This is a genomic window from Thalassolituus maritimus (assembly GCF_900156675.1).
GTDB classification, from domain to species: Bacteria; Pseudomonadota; Gammaproteobacteria; order Pseudomonadales; family Oceanobacteraceae; genus Thalassolituus; species Thalassolituus maritimus.
Map to the genome: position 1 here is coordinate 386,890 of NZ_FTOH01000001.1, position 23,033 is coordinate 409,922.

Below are 23,033 nucleotides of genomic sequence, written 5' to 3' on the forward strand. Positions count from 1 at the left end.
GGGCAGTAGCAACGCTTGCTGCCCCGTTCACCCTGCCGGCTAGCCCGGTGCTGTACTTCAGGTATTCCAACATGTCCGACACTTCAGAAAAAACCAACCTGCTGGGCCTGTCACCTGCGAAGATGGAAGAGTTCTTCCTGAGCATTGGTGAAAAGAAATTCCGTGCGCAACAGATGCTGAAGTGGATTCACCAGTATGGCGAATCGGACTTCGAAAAGATGACGAACATGGGCAAGGCGCTGCGCGCAAAGCTGGCAGAAGTCAGTGAAATTGTCCTGCCTGAAGTCGTATATGAAGATTTCTCAAAAGATGGCACCCGCAAATGGGTGATGCGTATGCCGGGAGGCAGTGCCGTCGAAACTGTTTATATCCCTGAGAAAGATCGTGGCACCCTGTGTGTCAGTTCGCAGATTGGCTGCGCACTGGACTGCAGCTTCTGCTCCACGGGCAAACAGGGCTTTAACCGTGACCTGACTGTGGCAGAAATCATTGGTCAGCTTTATGTTGCTGCTATGAGTTTTCATGAGCCAGGTGAGCGCCGTGAACGCCGCATCACCAACGTCGTGATGATGGGAATGGGCGAGCCTCTGCTCAACTTCGATAACGTTGTCGACGCCATGAATCTGATGATGGACGACAACGCTTATGGCTTATCCAAGCGTCGCGTCACACTGAGCACGTCGGGCGTTGTTCCTATGATTGATAAGCTCGGTGATGTCACGGATGTCTCTCTGGCGATTTCTCTGCACGCGCCAAACGATGAGCTGCGCAACACGCTGGTGCCTCTCAACAAGAAGTACCCGCTCAGCGAACTGATTTCTGCGACTAATCGTTACCTTGGCAAGTTGCCAGACAAGCGCAAAGCCACGATTGAATACACGCTGATTGATGGTGTGAATGACGAGATGGCGCATGCAGAAGAACTGGCTGAGTTGATGAAGCTGGTGCCGTGCAAAATTAACCTGATTCCGTTTAATCCTTTTCCTAATTCAGGCTATCGTCGCCCAAGTAATAACCGCGTATATCGCTTCCGTGATTACCTTATCAGTCAGGGACATGTGGTCACCATCCGCTCCACGCGGGGGGATGATATCGATGCGGCCTGTGGTCAGCTGGTCGGTAAAGTAGAGGATCGCACGCGTCGTAGTCAGCGTTATATTGATGCCGTTCAGATTGACAGCGAACAGGGAGGTCGAGCTTCGTGATGCCAGTATTCAGACTATTGACAGCTATCACACTGGTAATTGGTTTACAGGCGTGTGTCACCGTCGAAGAAAGTCGTTTCAGTAAAAAAGCATCTCCGGAGAAGGCGGTTGATAATTACACTCAGCTTGGCCTTGGTTATTTGCAGAAAGGCCGGCCTGACTGGGCGCGTGATCGTTTACAGCGGGCGCTCGAAATTAATCCGGATGACCCACAGGCAAACGATGCTATGGGGCTGGTCTGGCAAACCGAAGGCGAGCTTGATCTGGCCGAGGACTCATTTAAAAAGGCGCTTCGTGAAGATCCTGAGTTCACTTTGGCCCGTCACCACCTTGGTCGCCTCTATGCACGCATGAAACGTCATAAAGAAGCGCGTGAATTACTGACAGAAGTCGCTAACGACCGTTACTACAATAACCGCGTTGGTGCATATAACGATATGGCCCTGAATTTCTATCGAATGGGGAATTCTCAGGGAGCCATCGAGGCTTATAGTCAGTCGCTGCGTCTGGCGCCTTACAACGTTGATGCGCTGGTCAATATCTCAACTCTGTTATTTGAGGCTCAGCGGTATGACGAGTCTCTCAAATATTTTGATCGCTTTGATCGTCTGGTCGAACGTGATCAGACCGAGCATACAGCGCACAGCCTGTGGCTGGGTATTAAGTTACTGACGATCCATCAGCAGACCTCACGAGGCGTTGCGCTGGCGGCTCAATTGAAACAACGTTTTCCGCAATCTGAAGAATATCGGATGTATCAGGAATCTCTGAACGGTGCTCAGTCATGAATAAAAACATGGAAAACCCGATTAAGCGCAGAAAAAGTCGCAAAATCTGGGTGGGCGATGTCCCGGTAGGTGGTGATGCGCCTATTGCGATTCAGACCATGACGAATACAGAAACGACGGATGTTGCTGCAACCGTAGCTCAGATTCGCCGTGCGCAGGATGCCGGCGCAGATATTGTTCGTGTATCCGTTCCTACGATGGATGCCGCTGAGGCGTTTGGTGAAATCCGCAAACAGGTGGATATTCCACTCGTCTCGGACATTCATTTTGATTATCGCATTGCACTGCGTGTTGCAGAGCTGGGCGTCGACTGTCTGCGCATTAACCCGGGTAATATCGGTCGTGAAGATCGTGTGCGCGCGGTGATTGATGCGGCGAAAGACAAAGGCATTCCGATCCGCATTGGCGTTAACGCGGGCTCTCTCGAAAAAGACCTCCAGAAGAAATACGGCGAACCGACTCCAGACGCTCTGGTCGAATCGGCTATGCGTCATATCGATATTCTGGATCGTCTTAACTACCCGGATTTCAAACTGAGTCTGAAAGCGTCAGATATCTTTATGACGGTGGCGGCGTATCGCAAAATTGCCGATCAGATTGAGCAACCTCTGCATCTCGGTATTACCGAAGCGGGTGGTTTACGCGGCGGTACGGTGAAGTCCTCTATCGGTCTTGGCTTACTTCTGTGGGATGGTATTGGTGACACTATTCGCGTGTCTCTTGCTGCTGATCCGGTAGAAGAAGTGAAGGTGGGCTGGGATATGCTCAAGTCACTGAAGCTGCGCTCCCGTGGTATTAACTTTATTGCGTGCCCAAGCTGTTCACGTCAGAACTTTGATGTGATCAAAACCATGAACGAGCTGGAAATGCGCGTCGAAGATATCCGTACCGATATGGACGTTGCTGTCATTGGCTGTGTTGTGAACGGACCGGGCGAAGCCAAAGAAGTCGATCTGGGTTTGACTGGTGGTCAGCCGAATCTTGTATACATCGATGGCAAACCAGCTGGCAAATTGACAAACGATGGTCTCGTTGATGATCTGGAGAGAATGATCCGGGAACGTGCGGCGACCCTCGACGAAGAACGCAAAGACCTGATTACCAGCGTTAAATAACTGGAACAGGCAAAAAAGAGTTAAACATGGCAAAGAAAATTCAGGCAATCCGCGGTATGAACGACATACTGCCAACACAGAGCCCGGTCTGGCAGTATCTTGAAGGTACGGTAAAAGATGTATTGGCTGGTTATGGATACGACGAAATTCGTATGCCGGTACTGGAGCAGACGGCGCTGTTCAAACGTTCTATCGGTGAAGTGACCGATATCGTTGAAAAAGAAATGTACACCTTTGAAGACCGCAACGGCGACAGCCTGACGCTGCGTCCGGAAGGCACGGCCAGCTGTGTGCGCGCGTGTGAAGAACACGGTCTTCTGTACAATCAGACGCAGCGCTTGTGGTACACGGGCCCTATGTTCCGTCATGAGCGTCCACAAAAAGGCCGCTATCGCCAGTTTTATCAGATTGGTGTTGAGACCTTTGGGATTGCGACGCCGGATATTGACGCCGAACTGATTCTGATGACTGCGCGCCTGTGGGAGCAACTGGGTCTTGCAGACTCGGTAACGCTGCAACTGAACACGCTTGGCAGTAATGATGCGCGCGCGCGTTATCGCGATGCACTGGTTGATTACCTCAGCGCACGTAAAGACCAGCTGGATGAAGACAGCCAGCGTCGTCTTGAGACTAACCCTCTGCGTGTGCTCGACAGTAAAAACCCTGAGACCCAGGCCCTGCTGGCTGATGCACCAGAATTACATGACTATCTGGACGACGAGAGTCGCTCAGACTTTGAAGCCCTGCGTGCGGTACTCGACGCCGCTGGTGTAAAGTACGAGATCAACCAGCGTCTGGTTCGTGGTCTGGATTACTACTGCAAAACCGTCTTTGAATGGGTAACGGATAAGCTGGGTGCACAGGGAACTGTCTGTGCCGGTGGTCGTTACGACGGGCTGGTCGAGCAGTTGGGCGGTAAGCCAACACCTGCGGTGGGTTTTGCCATGGGTGTTGAACGTCTGATATTGATGCTGGAAACGCTCGAAGTGATTCCTGCTGAAGTGATGCAGACTGTGGATCTGTACGTGTGCGGTGTAGGTGAAGGTGCGAGTCTTGCGTCACTGATGCTGGCAGACAGCCTGCGTGCTGAGCAGCCATGGTTGCGGGTACAGACCCACTGCGGCGGTGGCAGCTTCAAGAGTCAGATGAAGAAAGCAGACAAGAGCGGTGCATTGTTTGCGCTGCTGTTGGGTGAAACCGAGATCGCTGAAAAGCAGGTGGCGGTGAAAGACCTTCGCGGTGAAGCAGGACAACAAACCATTGCCCAGAGTGAACTGGCGCAGTGGCTGACAGATAACCTGAGCTGATTAACAGACAATAAAAATAGCTTGTCGGAGACGAGATAATGACCGATTTAAGAACGGATGAAGAACAGGCAGAGATCATCAAAAAGTGGTGGTCAGAAAATGGCACCAGTCTGGTATCAACGGTTGCTGTTGCTATCGCTGGTGTGGTTGGTTGGAACTACTGGCAGGACAGCAAGCAGGCGACCGGTGAAGCGGCCTCTGCGGTATACACTCAGCTGGTTGAACTGGCAGCTCAGGAAAACACCGACGCAACTGCCGATATGCAGCGTCTTGCTGAACAACTGAAAACAGACTTCAGTGATACTGCATACTCTGATTTCGGCAGTCTCTTTATTGCGCGCATTGCCGCAGAAAATGGTGACTATGAAGCGGCGGCTGCTGAGCTTCAGGCGCTGGTAAACGACGCCGATGCAGAGCCGGTTAAGCTGGCCGCGCAAGCGCGTCTGGCGGCTGTGCTGACACAGCAGGGTAAAGCGGATGAAGCTCTGGCAGCATTGCCTGAGAAAGCTGATCCAGCCTTTGCTCCACAAATTGAAGAAGCGCGCGGTGACGCTCTGTTCCGTAAGGGCGAGCTGGCCAATGCGCGTGATGCCTATCTGCGAGCTATGGATGCTGCACAGGCGTTGGGACAGAACAACAGCATTCTGCAGCGCAAAATAGATAGCCTGAATACACCGGATACTACTTCCTCTGAGGACGCCTGATGCATTCGCGCCATTGGTTTAAGTCTCTTTTAATCACTGCATGTGCGGCGGCTCTGGCGGCCTGCGCATCCACCAATGATCGGGTATTGCCTGATGCGTCTGGCGAAGCAAAGCCGGATGTTGTCTGGCGTATCAATCTTGGTGAAGGGCCGGGGGTTACCTACACCCGTCTCAAAGCAGCGGTTGATGGTGATACCGTATACGCAGTGGACACCGGTGGCACGGTAACGGCGGTTGAGCTGGCGTCGGGTGACCGACTCTGGACGAAAGACCTGGAGCAGCCAATTCTCGGTGGTGTCTCTTTCAAAGACGATCAACTATTCGTTAGCTTGCGTGAGGGCACTTTGGTTGCTCTGTCTACGGATGATGGATCAGAGCAATGGCGAGCCATGCTACCAAGTGAGGCTGTGGCGCAAGCGGCTGCCGATGAACAGCGGGTATTTATCCAGACGGTTGACGGGCGTGTTACGGCACTTGAACGCGACACCGGCGCTCAGGCATGGTCCTATGAGGCGGGTATGCCCGTTCTTTCTGTACGAGGCACAGGCACGCCGTTAATTACAGATCGTCTGGTGATTACCGGATATGCGACGGGCAAGTTGGTCGCGCTCGATAAAGTACTTGGTATTCCGCGCTGGGATATCCGTCTCGGCGTACCTGATGGTCGCTCTGAGCTTGAACGTCTGGTTGATGTTGATGGTTCTCCTGTGTCTGATGGCCGTATTATTTTTGCAGCTGCCTACCATGGCAAAGTGGCAGCGGTCAGCGAGATGGGTGAGACCATCTGGCAGGAAGAAGGCTCGACTTACACCAGCCCTGAACTGGCACTTGGTAGCGTCTATCTGACGCTCGACGATGACAGTATTCAGGCGTATGACATGATGACGGGCGCTAAGGCCTGGCTACAGACAGAGCTGATGGGTCGTGGCCTTGGACAAGTGACCGCCACAGGCACCTACCTGGCCGTTGGTGATGAAGAAGGCTACGTGCACTTCATCAGCCAGGTTGATGGCGGTATCGAGGGGCGCATCATGCTCCGTCCACGACCTCTGCATATAAATTATCCGCACCAGCCAGAGGCAACTAACTGGCGCCTTTCACGTGGTCGCGATTTTGGTATCCGCAGCAATATGCTGGACACAGACGAAGGCCTGCTGGTGTATACCAATGCCGGCGATCTGGCACTGATCGAACTGCGTTAATGCCATCCACTTTCTTATCTGAGGTTTCCTGACATGGTACCTGTTATCGCTCTCGTCGGACGCCCGAATGTTGGTAAATCGACGCTCTTCAACCGATTGACCAAAAGCCGTGACGCGCTGGTGGCTGAAATCGCAGGTCTTACCCGTGACCGTAAATACGGTGAAGGGAAAGTGGGTGATCATCCTTTTATTGTGATTGATACCGGCGGTATCAGTGGACAGGAAGAAGGGATCGATTCCGCAATGGCGGGCCAGAGTTTTCAGGCTATTCAGGAAGCGGACATCGTATTCTTTCTGGTCGACGTCGGCGCAGGTATCACTGCTGGCGATCGCATGATTGCAGATCACCTGCGTCGCAATGGCAAAGCAGCCTATCTGATTGCTAATAAAATCGACGGTAAAAACCCCGACATCGTTCTTGGTGAATTCTTCGAACTGGGTATGGGTGAACCCCTGCCTATCGCTGCGGCACATAACCGTGGCATTTCTGCGCTGATTGATTACGTCATGGACGAATTAATCGAAGAAGAGAAAGTCGAGCAGGAAGAGACCGGTTACTACTACGAAGAAGGTGAGGAAGAAGTTCATCACGAAGAGCTTGATATTAAAGGTATCAAGATCGCCGTAGTCGGGCGTCCGAATGTTGGTAAATCCACACTGGTGAATCGCTTCCTGGGCGAGGAGCGGGTGGTCGTTTATGACGAAGCCGGCACGACCCGGGACAGTATTTATATCCCCTACGAGCGCCATGGGCAGGAATATACCCTGATTGATACCGCGGGTGTTCGTCGTCGTAAGAATATCTCCGAAGCCGCTGAAAAATTCTCGATTATTAAAACCCTACAGGCCATTCAGGATTGTAATGTCTGTATCCTCGTTCTGGACGCGCGCACGGGTATTGTCGAGCAAGACCTGCATATGCTGAGTTTTGTACTGAACTCAGGTCGTGCTCTGGTCATCGCCATCAATAAATGGGATGGCATGGATGCAGACGACAAGCAACGTGTGAAAGACGAGATTGATCGTCGTTTCGACTTCCTGACCTTTGCCGATATGCACTTTATTTCAGCCTTGCATGGAACTGGCGTGGGCCATTTGTATGAGTCTGTTGATCAGGCCTATGAGTCTGCAATGGCGAAATGGCAGACCAATATGCTGACACGGATTCTCGAAGACGCGGTGGCCGGGCACCAGCCACCAATCCTGAGAGGGCGTCGTCCTAAACTGAGATATGCTCACCAGGGGGGCTCAAATCCGCCGCGTATCATTGTGCATGGCACTATGGTGAATGAGCTTCCTGAAGACTACCGACGTTACCTCGCCAATACCTTCCGTCGTGTCCTTAATATTTCAGGTACGCCGATTCGCTTCGAATTCCGCCAGGGTGATAACCCATTCTCGGAGAAGAAGAAAGAAGTACGACACTCAAGTAAGCGTCGTGCTCAGGCCGTAGAGCGTACTGACAATAAACGTCGGATTAAGCGTGATAAAGCACGCAAGCAACTCAAAAAGTCCTACCGTAAGCCCGGCGGCTGACACTTGTTAATCCGTGCTGAGGGAGGCAATATAAGCTCTCTCAGTGTGGAACGTGTCATATGCATAACGTTGTTATAACAGCCTTTCCGGGTGCCATGTCGTCTGCTATCGCAGGTGTTGCAGACCTTCTGGTATCCAGTGGCGTGCTGTGGAATGTTATTCAGGGCGAACCCCATGAGCGTTATTTCAGCGTAAGAATTGCCTCCGAGGACGGTCAGCCAGTCCGTTGTGTGAATGGCATCGAGATCTCGGCGCATATGAGTTTTGCTGAAATCGATCACACAGATATTCTGATTGTTCCTACCATTGCCGTTCACATTAATGACGTACTTAAGAAAGAGCAGGCACTGACCGAGCTTCTGCGCAAAGCAGATACGAAGGGTTGGACGATCTGCGGTAACTGCACCGGAAACTTTCTGCTGGCCGAATCTGGTGTGCTCAATGGTCGCAAAGCAACCACGCACTGGGGGTATCGGGATACTTTTGCAGAACGCTACCCCAGTGTTGAACTGGCGGCAGATCAGTTAATTACCCGTGATGGCGATATTTATTGTGCGGGGGGCGGGCTTGCCTGGTTCGACCTCACGTTGCACCTGATTGAGCGTTTCGTAAATCACGAAGTGGCAATGCAGACTGCAAAAGCCTTTGTGTTTGATTATCGCCGCGACAGTCAGCTTTCTTATTCGCTGATGCGCCTTGCTAAGCCTCATAAAGATGATCGGATCAGCGAAATCCAGGAATGGTTGGATACCCACTACGCCGAAAAGGTACTTGTCGAAGAGCTGGCGGCCCAGTTTGGTATGTCCAAGCGAACACTTATCCGACGCTTCAACAGCGCTTTGGCGATGTCACCTAACGCGTACATCCAGACTGTGCGTATTGAGGCTGCACGGAAACTATTGGAAGAAACCGAGCGAACGGTTGATGTCGTAATGAACGAAGTGGGCTACGAAGATGGCAGCTCATTCAGGCGCCTTTTCCGTTCTAAAACGGGCCTTACGCCAACCGAATACCGACGCCGTTTCAGCCGTAGGTTGTAACCATTGATGAGCAGTGATCATACACCTCGTAGAAAAGTGATCCGCAACCCTGTCGTCAGGCATCTGGTGATGGCTGTGGGCTGGCTGAGTGTCGCTCTCGGGTTTGCCGGAATATTTCTGCCAGTGCTTCCGACAACGCCCTTTCTCTTATTATCTGCTGCGTGCTTTGTGCGTACCTCTCCACGGTTTTATCAGTGGCTGGTTGAGCACCCAAGACTCGGGCGTTACCTCATTTACTATCTGGATGGGCAGGGGATGCCACTGAAAGCCAAGGTATACACTTTGTTGCTGATGTGGACCATGCTCCTGCTTACCGCCTTTGTTATTCTGCAGCGCCCTATGTTGCACTATCTTCTTCCGGCCATAGGGTTGGGGGTCACGGTTTACATTCTGCGTCTGCCAACGCTGAAAATAGCGCCAGAAGCTTCAAGCGAAAAGAGTTAATACCATGCTGAATATTTTAAAAGTACATGCTGACTGGATCAGCTTCGTTCTTCTCGCCATCCTGTTTGTTGTGTTTCCGCAGATCGATCTGGCGGTCAGTAGCTGGTTCTATGACCCGGCTTCTGGCGAGTGGTGGGGCAGTGATAGCGCCGTGGCAGACTCGATTTATGGCATTTTCCGCTATATTCCTTATTTCCTGGTACCTGTGCTGCTGTTTTCTGTGATTGCCGGATTCTTTTCCTTTGGTCCAGATAAGGCGAACCGCAAATTGCTTACTTTTTTGCTGGTCACCTTGCTCGCGGGGCCAGGTATCCTGGTTCATAGTGTCTTTAAGGAAGGTTTTGATCGTGCTCGCCCCAAGAACGTCGAGCAGTTTGATGGGCGCAAAACTTTCACACCGGCCTTTGTTATTAATGAGACCTGCAGTAAAGGGTGTAATTCATTTGTCAGTGGTCACGCTGCCATGGGCTTCTGGTTTATGACGCTGGGTTGGCTGTTCAGCAGTCGCAAGTGGTTCTGGGCGGGGCTGGCTACCGGTGTCGTTCTCAGTGCGACACGCATCATTCAGGGGGGACACTTTCTGAGTGATACACTCTTTGCTGGGTACGTCTGTTATTTCACATTCCGTCTGTGTGGTTGGTGGATTCTTAGACAGAGCAAGCCAGCGATTTGAAAGCCGTAATAGATTAAGAATTTGATTCCGCCATTTTCAAGAACTGGCGCGAATTGTTACTGATCTGGCTATATTACACCTGTATAACATTTGTATTACAGTCTAGTATCTCTTTAAAGGTTCTGACATAGGGATCTTTATCTCCACTTTTAAGCCCGGGGTTCACCGGGCTTATTTTTTTCTTCCTCATTCCTTTTCTCTCTATTTATCGTCCTACGCAATGTCATCTCCTGCGCTTCCAGGCCCACGTTCTTACGTGCTATGACTTTTCTGATGGCATAAAAAAACGCCGGATAAACCGGCGTTTTTAAGCGGGCAGCTGACTATTACTCAGCTTCGATACCGACAACCAGCCAGGGCGCATTGTCGTCACGGAGGTCGCGTTCAAGATGCCATACATCGAAGATACCATCTTCAGATTTTTCCAGGTCATCTTTGCAGCGACCACGGAACAGAACACTGATTTCGCGGTGGGTTGGCGTCTCATCAGCACGAACAATTTCTGCATGAAGGTCCAGAATTTCCGTCTTTGGCGGAACCATCAGACGGTTGCGTTGAGCGGCCAGTGCATCGTACAGCTCAGGGCTAACGTACTCACGAATCAGGTCGAGGTTGCCGTCGTTCCAGGCTTGTTGAACAAGGTGATAGTGCTCCAGTGCACCTTGTGTGAAGGCTTCAGCATCAAAGTCAGCAGGCAACGACATAGGTTGATCGGTAGCCACGGTTGCACTCGCAGTCTCGTTCGCTGACTGAAAGCTCTGATGAGATGCATGACCGTGCGCTGCGGCTGCTGCCTGGCGCTGCTGTGTCTGTCCAGCTCCACGCAGGAGGCGAATGATGACGAACGCAGCAAGGCCCAGCAGAAGGATGTCCATAATCTGAATGCCTTCGAATGCGCCACTGCCCAGCAGGTAAGCGAACAGGCCACCGGCCAGCAGGCCGCCCATCATTCCACCCATCATACCGCCTTTGGAAGGGGCAGCCTGAGTGTTACCTGAGGTCTTGTCTGATTGCTTTGCCGGTGCGCTGCGCTGCTGTGTAGGGAAGCTTTTACCAAAGCCGCCGCTACCAAACCGTTTCGCGTGCGCTTCACTCACTACACCTAAGGTCAGCAGCATGGCCGACAATACCGTGATTAGTGTTTTCATTACATTACCCTCATGCCCGGTTGGGCGCCGTCGTGCGGTTCAAGTAGGTAGATTTCGCTGCCGCCAGGGCCGGCGGCAAGCACCATACCTTCTGACAGACCAAACTTCATTTTGCGCGGAGCCAGGTTAGCGACCATTACAGTCAGTTTGCCTTCCAGGTCTTCTGGCTTATAGGCCGCTTTAATACCTGAGAATACGTTCCGAGTTTCGCCATTGCCAATATCCAGAGTCAGCTGCAGCAGCTTGTCTGCGCCTTCAACATGGTCGGCTTTGATAATACGGGCGATTCGCAGATCGACCTTAGCAAAGTCCGGAAATCCGATAGTGTCAGCGATTACTTCATTGCCGTCTTCTCTGAGCTCAGGTCCTTTGCTTTTTGCCTTTTTCTCAGACTTGTTATCTGCTTTTTTGTCGGCTTTCTGATTTTTTGCAGCCGCTGCGCCACCGTTCTCTTTTTCGAGTTCGGTTTTGGTTTCTTCCAGAATGGCGGTGACCTTGTCCATTTCAGCTCGAGCCAGCATAGGCTTGAACTTATTAATCGCATGGCCAGTCAGGATGCTGCGGCGATCTTCCCAACCCAGTGATTCAAGGTTGAGGAAGGCTGCGGTTTTATCAGCAAGTTCAGGTAGCACTGGTGAAAGGTAGGTCATCAGCTGACGGAAAAGGTTCACCGCAACAGAGCAGACTTCCAGTACTTCCTGTTCGCGGCCTTCTTCTTTCGACATGGCCCATGGCGCTTTTGCCTGAATGTATTCGTTGGCACGATCAGCGAGTGTCATGATTTCTTTCATGGCGCGGCTGAATTCGCGCTTCTCATACAATTCTGCGATCTGGTCGCCGGCGTTAATGAAGTCATTCACCATGGCTTCCTCAGCACAGTTCTCACTGAGTACGCCACCGGACTTCTTGATGAAGTTCGCAGTGCGGCTGGCAATGTTAATCAGCTTGTTCACCAGATCCGAGTTGACACGTTGTACGAAGTCTTCGAGGTTGAGATCGAAGTCATCGACACTGCTACCCAGCTTAGCCGCAAAGTAGTAGCGGAGATACGTTGGGTTCAGGTGGTTCAGGTAAGTACGGGCCTTAATGAAGGTACCACGTGATTTAGACATCTTGGCGCCATTGACAGTTACAAACCCGTGGGCGTTGACTGCGGTTGGCGTGCGGAAGTTTGCAGCTGACAGCATGGATGGCCAGAACAGCGCGTGGAAGTTAATGATGTCTTTACCGATAAAGTGATAAACCTCGGCATCGGAGTCTGGCTTCCAGTAATCATCGAAGCTCAGATCATCGCGGCGATCACACAGGTTTTTGAAACTTGCCATGTAGCCGATAGGAGCATCGAGCCAGACGTAGAAGTACTTGCCGGGTGCGTCCGGAATCTCAAAACCAAAGTAAGGTGCATCACGGGAGATATCCCATTCCTGCAGACCCGAGTCCAGCCACTCTGACAGCTTGTTAGCGACTTCGTCCTGTAAGGTGCCAGAACGTGTCCATTCTTTCAGAAAGTCCTGAAAATCCGGCAGTTTAAAGAAGAAGTGCTCGGACTCTTTTTCTACTGGGGTAGCACCTGAGATAACAGAGTATGGCTTCTTCAGTTCGGCTGGGGTGTAAGTCGCGCCGCACACCTCACAGTTGTCGCCATATTGATCTTCGGCATCGCACTTAGGGCAGTTACCCTTGATGTAGCGATCTGCCAGAAACAACTCTTTAACGGGATCATAAAGCTGTTTGATGTTGCGGGTAGCGATATGGCCTTTGTCGCGGCATGCTTTGTAGATAGTCGCAGACAGTTCCCGGTTTTCTTCACTATGAGTGCTGTGAAAATTATCGAACGCGATCTGGAAGTCGGCAAAATCGGTTTCGTGTTCTGCTTTTACGCGTGCAATCTGCTCTTCTGGTGTGATCCCTTCTTTCTCAGCACGCAGCATGATAGCTGTGCCGTGGGCGTCATCCGCACAGACATAGGTACACATGTGTCCGCGCGCTTTCTGAAAGCGGACCCAGATGTCTGTCTGAATGTATTCCAGCAGGTGGCCAAGGTGAATGGAGCCGTTTGCGTAGGGCAGGGCACTGGTAACTAATATTTTGCGAGCGTTCAGATCGGTCATGACAATTCGTTTCGGTGGCTCTGAAAAAGTGGGGTCATATTGTAGCGGCTCCGCTGGGGCAGTTATACCCCAGCGGCATCGGCGGACAGTTGCAGGTCAGAAAAACCTGTCAGTCGTCGTCGCGGATATTCGGGTCAATCGTTACTTTGGCACTGCGTATCGTATTGTCTTTGATCTGCATGATTTCTATACGGTAGCGGCCAATGCGAAGGCAGACGGGCGATTCAGGAATATGCTCCAGGTATTCGACAATAAGGCCACTCACGGATTTCGGCCCATCAATCGGTAATTCCCAGTGCATCGACTTGTTTACATCGCGGACGAAAGCGGTGCCATCAATGATGAAGCTGCCGTCTTCCTGCGGATGAACATCCGGCGAGCTTGCTGCGGCAACATCGGTCGTAAACTCGCCGACGATCTCTTCGAGAATGTCCTCGAGAGTGCAGATGCCATGAACATCACCGTATTCATCGACCACAAGTGCAATGCGACGCTGATACTTCTGAAAGTTAAACAACTGTGTATGTAGTGGTGTGCTCTCAGGGATGAAGTAAGGCTCGCGCGACAGCTTTTCGATGTCTTCTTTCAGATATTCACCGGAAGAAAGAAAGCGGCTGATATTCCGGGTATGCAGAACGCCGACGACATTGTTGATGTCTCCTCGGAAGACAGGCAGGCGCGTATGTTGCGTGGTACGCAGCTGCTGAATGATGTCGCTCAGCGGGTCATCGAGGTCGATACCCACCACTTCGTTTCGCGGCACCATAATGTCATTAACAGTCATCTTCTCCAGGTCAAGAATGGAGATCAGCATGTGCTGGTGACGTTTCGGGATCATAGAGCCCGCTTCGCGGACTACGGTACGCAGTTCTTCGGTACTCAGGTTGTCTGGTGTCGCATTGGCGACATCAACACGAACCAGTTTAAGCAGCCAGTTGGCAATAGTATTAACAAACCACACCGCTGGATGAAGAGCCCATTGCAGCCACAAAAGGATCGATGAGGCCGGGAAGGCGATTTTCTCCGGCGCAATCGCTGCCAGAGTCTTCGGTGTCAGTTCTGCGAAGATCAACACAATCAGGGTGAACAGAATGGTGTTTACGAACACCGCCAGGTCCGGGTTGTCCGGCCATAACCGCTGGCTGATGATGGTTGCTAAGGCAGCCGCAGCAAAGTTCACCAGATTGTTGCCGGTGAGAATGGTGCCGATCATCCGGTCTGGCTTCTCAAGAAGCTTAACTGAGCGCACGGCTCCTTTGTGCTTACTCTTGGCGAGGTGGCGCAGACGGTAGCGGTTGAGAGACATCATGCCGGTTTCAGAGCTTGAGAAGAAACCTGACAACACGATTAAAAGAGCAAGTATGCCGAAGAGCACACTCAAGGGAACGTCGTTCAAGACGGTGTCCTATAACTGATACGATTCCGCCATCATAGGCACTGACGTTAGGGTGTCAAGCAGGTGCTGACCGGGTTGAAGTCTCAGGCCCGGTCGAGCACATACTCCAGTACAAACTGAGTGCCAAAGTAGGCGAGAATCAGAAAGCCGGTGCCGGTCAGAGTCCATTTGCTGGCGACGGGACCGCGCCAGCCAAAGCGGTATCGACCGAAGAGCAGAGTCGCAAAGACAATCCAGCCGACCAGTGAGAATGCCACTTTATGGATCAGGTGCTGATTGCTAAGGCTCTCAACGGCTGGCAAGCCGACAATGAAAGAGGCGGTCAGCAGTAGCATTGCCAACCACAGAATTTCGAATAACAGAGCATCCATGGTCTGCAGCGGCGGTAGGGAGCGTATCAGGCCCCGGGTCTGATGCTTCCGTAGGTTTCTGTCCTGAAGAATGACCAGAATTGCCTGCACCGACGCGATGGTGAACAGGCTGAAGGCAACAATCGACAGCAGTATGTGCCAGATCAACGCGTAACTCAGGTCCGTTAACAGCACCTGATGTTGGATCACCGCCGCCAGAATTGCGACAACCGCGCCCATTGGCAGCAGGCCAGTGAACAGATTATCGACGGGTTTACGCCAGGCTGAAAACAGAAGAAGCAGGGTAATAATCAGTGCGATCAGCGAACCGACCTGAAACATGGCCATATTGAGAGCATGTTCACTGATCAGCGTGACAGACAGTGATGCCAGGTGCAGAAGTGCGCCAATCGATGCAAAGCCCAGCAACAGGCCTCGCTGTGGTGCTTTGCTGCCCTTGATGACAAGTAGCTGGCGCAAAGCGGCAAACAGATAAAAACCGGCAGCCGGTACTGCCAACGCTAATGCTGTCATGAAACTTCCCCAACACGAATAGCGCCAGTGTCGCATAAGGGGCCACCTCAAGGAAGTGCAATCATGCCAGCCCAGGCTACTTGTAAAGCTGCAGCGTTGCAGCATTGGGAACCTGAGGGGCAACGCGGTATACTTACCTACTTATTTATTTATCGTCAGACAGAGTCATCAAGATGTTTGAAAGCCTTACCGACCGCTTGGGCAGTGCCTTAAAAGGCATTACTGGCCAGGCGAAGCTGACCGAAGAGAATATCAAAGGCACTATGCGTGAAGTGCGCATGGCGCTGTTGGAAGCAGACGTGGCCCTGCCGGTCGTAAAAGATTTTACCGCGCAGGTCAAAGAGCGTGCCGTCGGTACCGATGTACTGAAGAGCCTCAACCCTGGTCAGGTATTCCTGAAAATCGTCCATGAAGAACTGCAAAGTGTCATGGGCGAAGCCAACGAGAAACTGAACCTGGCGACACAGCCTCCAGCCATCGTGATGATGGCGGGTCTGCAGGGCGCAGGTAAAACAACGACCGTTGGTAAGCTTGCGAAGTTTCTTGCTGAGCGCGAGAAAAAGAAAGTGATGGTGGTTTCTGCAGACGTGTATCGTCCTGCGGCGATCAAACAGCTTGAAACTCTGGCGAATGAAGTCGGTGCTGGCTTTCACCCATCGACGGCAGATGAAAAACCGATCCATATCGCTAAAGGCGCGATCGATGCTGCCCGCCGTGGTGCGTACGATGTTCTGTTGGTGGATACCGCGGGTCGTCTGACAGTCGATGAGCAGATGATGGGTGAGATCAAAGATCTCCACGCTGCTATTACGCCGATTGAGACTCTCTTTGTCGTCGACGCGATGACAGGTCAGGACGCTGCGAATACAGCCAAAGCATTTAATGATGCCCTGCCTCTGACCGGTGTTGTACTGACCAAGGCAGATGGTGATGCGCGCGGTGGTGCTGCTCTGTCAGTACGCCATATTACGGGCAAACCGATCAAGTTTATGGGTATGGGCGAAAAGACCGACGCGCTCGAGCCTTTCCACCCTGATCGTGTTGCTTCACGTATTCTCGATATGGGCGACGTTCTCACCTTGATCGAAGAAGCAGAACGTAAGATCGATAAGTCGAAAGCCGACAAGCTCGCCAAGAAACTGAAAACAGGCAAAGGCTTCGATCTGGAAGACTTCCTTGATCAGATTCAGCAGATGAAAAACATGGGCGGCCTGACAGGTATGCTGGATAAGCTGCCGGGTATGGGTAACCTGGGTGCAATGGCCAAGCAGACGACCGCTGCAGAAGGTCAGTTTAAGCAGATGGAATCCATCATTTTTTCTATGACCCTTGATGAGCGCCGCTTCCCGGACAAAATCAACGGCTCACGTAAAAAGCGTATTGCAGCGGGTTCTGGTACGCAGATTCAGGATGTGAATCGCGTTCTGAAGCAGCACAAGCAAATGCAGAAAATGATGAAAAAGGTCACGGCCAAAGGTGGCATGAAGAAAATGATGCGCGCTATGGGCGGCATGGGAGGACCAGGTGGTCCGGGTGGTGGTATGCCGCCGGGTGGGATGCCTCCTATGATGCGCTAAGCAGCTGGCCCGAAGCTAGCTGCGTTGCAACAACTGTGTTGCAGAGTTTTTCGGAATGCTCACGTAATACAATACGCTCCGCTTCCATAAAACTCTGCGCCGTGTTGTTGCGGCCTCGCTGACGCTTCTTCATTTCATAGATATATCCTGCTCCGAGTATCACTTATTTTCTGACACAAGGTGTCGCCTATGTGGACCCAGAAAACCATTCAGTTAAAAGCCCGACCCCGGGGCTTTCATTTAATTACCCGTGAGGTTGAACAGGCATTGCCTGAGCTTGCCGATCTTTCCGTTGGTCTGCTTCATGTGTTTATTCAACATACCTCAGCGTCACTGACAATTAACGAAAACGCTGACCCCACAGTGAGAGTGGATTTCGAAGAAGTGTTCAGTCGGTTGGTGCCTGAAAATCAGCCATACTATAAACACAATGACGAAGGCCCTGACGATCTGCCCGCCCATATTAAATCCAGCTTACTTGGACCATCTCTTACCATTCCAGTGACGAATGGCAGGCTCGCTCTGGGGACCTGGCAGGGAATATACCTGTGCGAGCACCGTGATTACGGTGGTAGTCGTCGGTTAGTACTTACTCTGCAGGGAGAGTAGTGCCTGAACTAAATCGTCAGACGCTTTCAGTGGCTCTGGCTTCGTCGATCTGAGCCTGAATCTCTGGAGAGAAGTCAATGCGGATAGATTTGATAAATTCGAACAAGTCGGCTTCGGCTTCTTTAATCATTGCCTCCTGTTGACCTTCTGGTAGTACGAAGTTGTAGCTTCCCGTGTTTGCTTCAATCAATAACAGGTTATTTGAATTAAGGGGAGTGGCTAAACACAGATCTGGTGGACAAAGCTCAGCATATCCTGTTCTCATATATGCCCAATGTATTCCGTTCGATATAAGTTCCTGAGCAGCACTAATTGAACTAGGAAGTACAAAAAAGTCTGGATTGAAATTATTTTCGATCAGTTTTTCCTTCAGGTGATCCTGTATCTTTAGTAAATAGCGCTTTGTATCATCCAAGGGCAATAACTTTGTGGTAGAGCTCGTTTTATTCACCTGAACGATTTGTATCATCACTTTTGTTGAACAAAGTTCTAAACCGGAGCTCTTCCGGTAGTATTGAAAAGAACTTCTCATAACACGCTTATAAGACATCCAGTCTTCTGACGGTACATCGTACGTTGCATGGTCCGACAGTGAGCCAATTTCTGTGTCACAGGACTTGGTTTTTTCTATGCTCGCAGTCGGAACAGGGATGTATATGCTGGCAGCGTCTGTATTAAACGAAAATATCACCTGATCAGAAAAATCTGGCCCTGTCAGAAGCTTTACCATGCCAGTGTCCCAGTTAAATTCTTAACGTATTCAATAAAGCTGGATTTTATACTTCCGGTACTGGTGTTGTAATTTGAGAGGGCTGTATTTGAGTCAGCTCCTGCGTTAGCCAAGGCTTTTTTCAGCCCGGAATTAGACGAACTTCTTTCTGATGATACTTTTGCCGCTGCCAGCGCTCTTCTGTTATCGGTAAAGTCACCCTCTGTTTTGGCTCCACGGCGCTCTAATGCATTAACGATCTGAGCAGTGTCAGCGACGGGATCCATCAGCATGAAGTGGTGTTTATCCAATAAATTGGGTAAGTGTTCTACAGCTAATTGCAGTAACTTAACCGTGTCACCCTCGATCTGCCATTTTATCGGTTTACCATTACTACGGTGCTTCTGTGTTTCGCTTAATACGCTAGCAAGCTCTTTCGCAACCACGGCCGGGCGCATGGCTCTTGAATCCGGTGTCATCCATAGCCCCATCTCATTCTCAATCGCAGCTGGAATATAGAAGAAATTGAAACTGTTGGGCATACCCCAGCCGTCATCCCCGGCAAGAGTTTGAAGCATATCTGCCGCTTCTATTGCGTTTGTGTGAGACTTTATAAAGCCTTGCTCGCGCTCGGCGATTCTCGTGTGTACTTCAGATGATCTACCTTCAAAGCTTTGATATAGCCCAGCTTGGTCTTTACCTTCTTCAGAAGCCCGTTGAACACCTGTGATATACACCCCAGTAGGAGTTTGATTGTCTTCAGAGCCTTGATGAATCTGATAGTAAATCGCCAGCTTGCCAATATTCTCCATATATTCGAATGGCGTACCTGTATTCTGGTTGGCGGTGACATTGCCACCTAAAGCGCCCAGCTGCTCAATTTTGGAGGTCATTTGTAATGCGCTGGCTTCATCCGATTGAAAGGCATGAGCAAACAAAGGGGCTAAAGCGGCATCAATAAAGACTTTGCGGCCTCGGTCAGTATTGGTGTTCTTTGAAAATGGGATAAACTGGCGCGTATCGGCTTTGCTGCCCAGAGTGTAGGCGAGTTTACGGCGGTGATGTACGATCATTGACACTATTGAGGCTCCCTGTCAGCTTTGCTGTCCTATTGGTGTGTAAGATTATCAGTCTGTTTGGCCCCAAACAACACACTCTCAGGATTCGTTGGACGTTTTTGCTGAGCAACTTCATATGAGACTGTTAAATTACGACACTCTGGATATCGTCGGCTTTGCCGGTGTGAGAGAACGTATTCTGGTGATGGATTCCCGTCAGTTTGGATATCAGAAACGCGAGGATACCTGGGAAGGTTCCGGTCAGTTAATGTATCTTGCGCACGCGTACTTTAAGCCGGGTGGCAGCACTGGGCGTCATCAACACAGCGACATCGATATTGTCAGTATCGTTACCCGCGGGCGTCTTCATCATGAAGGCTCGGCAGAGGTACAACCGGATAGCGCAGTTGCAGACAGTACTCAAGGCTTAGCCGAAATTAAAGCCGGGCAGGTTATGGTGCAACGCTCGGGAAGATCCGGTTTTATGCACAATGAAATCAACCCAGATGCTGATATTGTGGGTATGGTACAGCTTTGGCTTCAACCGGCAGGTAGCGTTTCCGAGAGGGCGAGCCAGACTGTCATCGATGTTGGTCGTGGCCTGACAACTGTGTATCAGGGTATAGATACCGAACTAAGTATCTCTTGCCTGGCAGAAAAGGAAGTGTTGTCGCTTCAGGACAGCTGGCTTTGCTACTTGTTTCAAGGTGAACTGGAAGCGGGAAATCATGCCATTCTCCGCGGCAGTCTTTTCTATCCAGATGAAGGTGAATTTATGGCCAAAGCCGATGACACCCGACTCCTTATCATTAAACCTGTTTTAGCAGAATAATTATTTCCAGAAATAATGAGGACAACAATGTTCAGAACTCTATTGATGCTATGTGTGTGTATTGTACTCACAGCCTGCAGCGGCACACCCTCAGACACCTTGATTGAAGAGTCTGTTGCGCAGCAGAAGACAGTCAGCAACATGATTCGTGTTGTGAGTGCAGAAAAGTTAAATGGCTGGAAAGATCAGGAATTCTATGTGGCGGATGTTCGCTATGAACTTGAATTTCTGACCGACTATAAAACCTTCAGTGAGTCTTTAAAAGACGAAACGCCAGATTCTCTGGTGGGCAGTTTCTTTAGCGGTTTCGGGTTGCTTGCACTATCAATGCAGTACGGAAAATTCGAGAAAGGGCAGAAAGTAACTGAGCGAGCCGAATTTCGTTTTCGTGATACTGAAAACGGCTGGCAATTGGCTGACTGATTGAAGTTGTAGCAGGAGCCGCCTCTACTGGCTCTGCTACAACCTCAGCTTTAATCGAGTCGGAGATTTTACTGTTTATCTGTCTCTTCTTGGCTGTATTTCTGTACCGCCTGCTTCAGCCAGGCATCGATACTTATGACGCCGGCACCGTGCAATACAATGTAGGCGAGCAGAACTCCCCAGATCACATGGAGGTAAAGCGCGGCAGCAGCTATCTCAGGCAAACTGATCACGGCAACTATATTAACGACACTCAGTGCCAGTGCGGAAAAGCGCGACGTAAAACCTATAATCAGGAGCACAGGGAAAATCAGCTCTCCAGCAGTCCCTAAAAAGGCTGCTATTTCTGCAGGAAGGAATGGCACCTGATACTCCTCCTGAAACAGGAATAGAGTGGTATCCCAGTCCTGAATTTTCGTCAGGCCTGCGCTAAGGAATACGTTTGCTAAGTACCCTCGGGCAATAAGAGACACTATTGTGTGCAGTATCCCCATGCGTTCAATCAGCTGCTGATACAGTGGATAGTATTGAGTGAGAGGTGCTATCTTGCTTTGAATGTTCATCGTCATTCTCCGTTTTGTATTGAGGTTGAGTGGGTGTGGGTAATTTCTGTGATCCAGCCGTTCTGAATCGCTTTCGGTAGCCACTGAATAAAATTGAATTTTGTTGTCTGATCATCAATCAGGTGGCCAATGGATTTACCGAAGATAAGCTCTGTCATGGCCTCGTGTTCTGATTGATCCAGTGGTTCTTGCGCCGGGCGTCCACGAAACTGAGCAATGGCTAAATACTGAGGTGTCCCGTTTTCTAATTCCTTAATGATCTGTTCAGGTGCCGGGCTGTAATCCGGGACATCAGGTTGATGCAGAGCCCAAAGCTTTGATATTGGGTAATGACTTCTGAACACCTCGACGGACGGTGACAGCGTTACCGTCAGTTCGTCCAACTCATAAAGGCTCAGTAACTCAAGGCTGGCAGAACAGAAGGGAACCTCTGCTCGACGACCGGCAAGATGAATCAACCATTCAAATCTGGCCATGTCCGCAAGCATAGGAAGTTGTTCATTTAATTCACTTTCGTGTATCAGTAATGCCAGCTCTTCGCCCCAGTCAGCCCAGTCGCCCGTCTCTGGTAGCTCCTGCTTCAGCAGACGAGAAGCCAGCGGAATCATGACGTCGTGGCCAATCATTTTGGCCATGACGGGATAACTTATGCTGAGTGACCGTGTTGCTGTCATCAGTAAGTTATTTTGATAAATCGCCAGCGGGTTAGCGTCATCGACGTCGTATTTCTGAAAAATATCGGTCGTGAGATTATGTTGCCACTCACGCAGTGACAGATGTTGGCAACCCATGGGAGCCTCCTCCTGAAATATTCTGGCGTTGCACGTGCTGTAAAATATGTCGACGTGCGCGCTCTGCTTCCTGCTGAAGTCGTTGCCAATCGGGTAGTTGGTTATCCCACTCGATCAGCGTTGTTTGTGGTGAAAAGTGATCAAGCGCGTAATCAAAGAGTGCCCAGCACTCTTCGTTAACGGCCTGGCTGTGGTCGTCTATGATGAGTTGTCCAGGCGCAACAGGTGTGTAACCGGCAAGATGAAATTCTTTTACCAGGTCAATGGGTAACTCATCGATCCATTGCTTTGCCGTTTGGAGTGGATCGTCTGCTTTCTGGTTGTGGGCATTGACCAATAGGTTGTTGATGTCCAGTAACAGTGCGCAGCCGCTTTGCTCAGCGACTTTTGTCAGAAATTCCATCTCGCTCATCGGGCTCTGCTTAAACTGGATATAGCTGACCAGGTTTTCGAGCAGTAGCTGCTGGCCCAATATCTGCTGAACACGGTCAATGTTTTCAGCCATGATATTTACGGCCTCCTCTATAAATGGCAGTGGTAGGAGATCTCCAGCATGAAGTCTTCTGCCATTTAATCTGCTCCAGCTAAAACTGGCATGATCTGATATCGCGAAGGGCCTGATGTCATCGGTCAGGTTTTTCAAACGCTGGATATAATCGGTGTTGATAGGCTCTGCCGACCCCAACCCAAGTGACGTTCCGTGAAGACTGATCGGGTAGCGCTCACTGACGGCGCGGATAAAGTCCCGCGTGGCTCCGGCAGGAGCAAAAAAGTTTTCACTGTGGACTTCGACAAAATCTACTCCGGCGGTTTCGCTGAGAGCATCCTGATAATGCGGATGTCGTAGCCCTACGCCGACGGCAGCACTTAATGCCTGATGATGCTCTGAGCGAAACATAGCTTTCTCCCGGTGTGTGG

Annotated in this window: 23 protein-coding genes; 14 read left to right on the top strand and 9 right to left on the bottom strand. The window is 50.8% G+C overall.

From position 1 onward, the window contains the following. The first annotated feature begins 71 nt into the window (after window positions 1-71). From rlmN to BW941_RS01835, 10 genes are read left to right on the top strand one after another with little or no spacing between them, the layout of a single operon-like run. Window positions 72-1,205 carry a dual-specificity RNA methyltransferase RlmN gene (rlmN, locus tag BW941_RS01790; RefSeq protein ID WP_076513862.1) on the top strand — a complete coding sequence of 378 codons (1,134 nt, stop codon included), beginning with the start codon at window positions 72-74 and terminating at the stop codon, window positions 1,203-1,205. Then, window positions 1,205-1,993: a tetratricopeptide repeat protein gene (locus tag BW941_RS01795; RefSeq protein WP_076513865.1), complete on the top strand. Its 789-nt coding sequence runs from the start codon at window positions 1,205-1,207 to the stop codon at window positions 1,991-1,993. Before rlmN ends, BW941_RS01795 begins: the two co-directional genes overlap by 1 nt. Beyond that, window positions 1,990-3,108, top strand: a complete 1,119-nt coding sequence (ispG, locus tag BW941_RS01800; protein WP_068440665.1) for a flavodoxin-dependent (E)-4-hydroxy-3-methylbut-2-enyl-diphosphate synthase — start codon at window positions 1,990-1,992, stop codon at window positions 3,106-3,108. Before BW941_RS01795 ends, ispG begins: the two co-directional genes overlap by 4 nt. 26 nt (window positions 3,109-3,134) lie before the next feature. After that, window positions 3,135-4,415, top strand: coding sequence for a histidine--tRNA ligase (hisS, locus tag BW941_RS01805; protein WP_076513866.1), 1,281 nt, complete (start codon window positions 3,135-3,137; stop codon window positions 4,413-4,415). Window positions 4,416-4,453: 38 nt separating this feature from the next. After that, entirely contained in the window at window positions 4,454-5,119 is a 666-nt protein-coding gene (locus tag BW941_RS01810; RefSeq protein WP_068440660.1) for a YfgM family protein, read from the top strand. Next, entirely contained in the window at window positions 5,119-6,321 is a 1,203-nt protein-coding gene (gene bamB / locus BW941_RS01815) for an outer membrane protein assembly factor BamB (RefSeq protein WP_076513868.1), read from the top strand. Before BW941_RS01810 ends, bamB begins: the two co-directional genes overlap by 1 nt. Before the next feature lie 33 nt (window positions 6,322-6,354). Further along, window positions 6,355-7,857 carry a ribosome biogenesis GTPase Der gene (gene der, locus BW941_RS01820; protein ID WP_076513871.1) on the top strand — a complete coding sequence of 501 codons (1,503 nt, stop codon included), beginning with the start codon at window positions 6,355-6,357 and terminating at the stop codon, window positions 7,855-7,857. A 59-nt stretch (window positions 7,858-7,916) separates the two neighbouring features. Further along, entirely contained in the window at window positions 7,917-8,897 is a 981-nt protein-coding gene (locus tag BW941_RS01825) for a GlxA family transcriptional regulator (protein ID WP_068435646.1), read from the top strand. A 6-nt stretch (window positions 8,898-8,903) separates the two neighbouring features. After that, window positions 8,904-9,341 (top strand): YbaN family protein, encoded by a 438-nt coding sequence (locus BW941_RS01830; RefSeq protein ID WP_076513874.1) that lies wholly within the window; start codon window positions 8,904-8,906, stop codon window positions 9,339-9,341. A 4-nt stretch (window positions 9,342-9,345) separates the two neighbouring features. Then, the gene (locus BW941_RS01835; protein ID WP_076513877.1) at window positions 9,346-10,014 is read left to right on the top strand and encodes a phosphatase PAP2 family protein; all 669 of its coding nucleotides are present in this window, start codon (window positions 9,346-9,348) and stop codon (window positions 10,012-10,014) included. Between the two features lie 326 nt (window positions 10,015-10,340). Here BW941_RS01835 and BW941_RS01840 read toward each other — a convergent pair whose 3' ends face one another. The 4 genes from BW941_RS01840 to BW941_RS01855 all read right to left on the bottom strand — a co-directional run bounded on the left by BW941_RS01840 (window position 10,341) and on the right by BW941_RS01855 (window position 15,553). Beyond that, a complete protein-coding gene (locus tag BW941_RS01840) occupies window positions 10,341-11,162 on the bottom strand; it encodes a Tim44 domain-containing protein (RefSeq protein ID WP_076513879.1) in 822 nt (273 codons plus the stop codon). Then, window positions 11,162-13,273 (bottom strand): methionine--tRNA ligase, encoded by a 2,112-nt coding sequence (gene metG / locus BW941_RS01845; RefSeq protein ID WP_076513881.1) that lies wholly within the window; start codon window positions 13,271-13,273, stop codon window positions 11,162-11,164. Before metG ends, BW941_RS01840 begins: the two co-directional genes overlap by 1 nt. A 109-nt stretch (window positions 13,274-13,382) precedes the next feature. Further along, window positions 13,383-14,669, bottom strand: coding sequence for an HlyC/CorC family transporter (locus BW941_RS01850; RefSeq protein ID WP_076513883.1), 1,287 nt, complete (start codon window positions 14,667-14,669; stop codon window positions 13,383-13,385). An 83-nt stretch (window positions 14,670-14,752) separates the two neighbouring features. Then, entirely contained in the window at window positions 14,753-15,553 is an 801-nt protein-coding gene (locus tag BW941_RS01855) for a cytochrome C assembly family protein (protein ID WP_076513885.1), read from the bottom strand. A gap of 173 nt (window positions 15,554-15,726) precedes the next feature. On the opposite strand from BW941_RS01855, the gene ffh reads away from it, so the two are divergent. Then, on the top strand, window positions 15,727-17,130 hold the full coding sequence (gene ffh / locus BW941_RS01860; protein WP_076513888.1) for a signal recognition particle protein: 1,404 nt from the start codon (window positions 15,727-15,729) through the stop codon (window positions 17,128-17,130). Between the two features lie 189 nt (window positions 17,131-17,319). Continuing rightward, window positions 17,320-17,739 carry a secondary thiamine-phosphate synthase enzyme YjbQ gene (locus BW941_RS01865; protein WP_076513891.1) on the top strand — a complete coding sequence of 140 codons (420 nt, stop codon included), beginning with the start codon at window positions 17,320-17,322 and terminating at the stop codon, window positions 17,737-17,739. A gap of 16 nt (window positions 17,740-17,755) precedes the next feature. Here the strand turns inward: BW941_RS01865 and BW941_RS01870 are convergent, their stop codons facing one another. Both BW941_RS01870 and BW941_RS01875 read right to left on the bottom strand, forming a co-directional pair. Continuing rightward, the gene (locus BW941_RS01870; protein WP_076513894.1) at window positions 17,756-18,469 is read right to left on the bottom strand and encodes a hypothetical protein; all 714 of its coding nucleotides are present in this window, start codon (window positions 18,467-18,469) and stop codon (window positions 17,756-17,758) included. After that, on the bottom strand, window positions 18,463-19,527 hold the full coding sequence (locus tag BW941_RS01875; RefSeq protein WP_139325710.1) for a hypothetical protein: 1,065 nt from the start codon (window positions 19,525-19,527) through the stop codon (window positions 18,463-18,465). The genes BW941_RS01870 and BW941_RS01875 overlap by 7 nt, the downstream gene beginning before the upstream one ends. Window positions 19,528-19,642: 115 nt before the next feature. Here BW941_RS01875 and BW941_RS01880 point away from each other — a divergent pair, with 115 nt between their 5' ends. Together BW941_RS01880 and BW941_RS01885 are read left to right on the top strand one after the other, a co-directional pair. Further along, complete coding sequence (locus BW941_RS01880; protein WP_076513900.1) at window positions 19,643-20,338, top strand: cupin domain-containing protein; 696 nt, start codon at window positions 19,643-19,645, stop codon at window positions 20,336-20,338. A gap of 27 nt (window positions 20,339-20,365) precedes the next feature. Then, window positions 20,366-20,761 (top strand): hypothetical protein, encoded by a 396-nt coding sequence (locus BW941_RS01885; RefSeq protein WP_139325711.1) that lies wholly within the window; start codon window positions 20,366-20,368, stop codon window positions 20,759-20,761. 68 nt (window positions 20,762-20,829) lie between these two features. On the opposite strand, the gene BW941_RS01890 is transcribed toward BW941_RS01885, so the two are convergent. From BW941_RS01890 to bufB, 3 genes are read right to left on the bottom strand one after another with little or no spacing between them, the layout of a single operon-like run. Beyond that, on the bottom strand, window positions 20,830-21,324 hold the full coding sequence (locus BW941_RS01890) for a DoxX family protein (protein WP_076513906.1): 495 nt from the start codon (window positions 21,322-21,324) through the stop codon (window positions 20,830-20,832). A gap of 2 nt (window positions 21,325-21,326) precedes the next feature. Further along, window positions 21,327-22,115, bottom strand: coding sequence for an HvfC/BufC family peptide modification chaperone (locus BW941_RS01895; protein ID WP_076513909.1), 789 nt, complete (start codon window positions 22,113-22,115; stop codon window positions 21,327-21,329). After that, window positions 22,087-23,013, bottom strand: a complete 927-nt coding sequence (gene bufB / locus BW941_RS01900) for an MNIO family bufferin maturase (RefSeq protein WP_076513912.1) — start codon at window positions 23,011-23,013, stop codon at window positions 22,087-22,089. Before bufB ends, BW941_RS01895 begins: the two co-directional genes overlap by 29 nt. Between the last annotated feature and the right edge of the window lie 20 nt (window positions 23,014-23,033).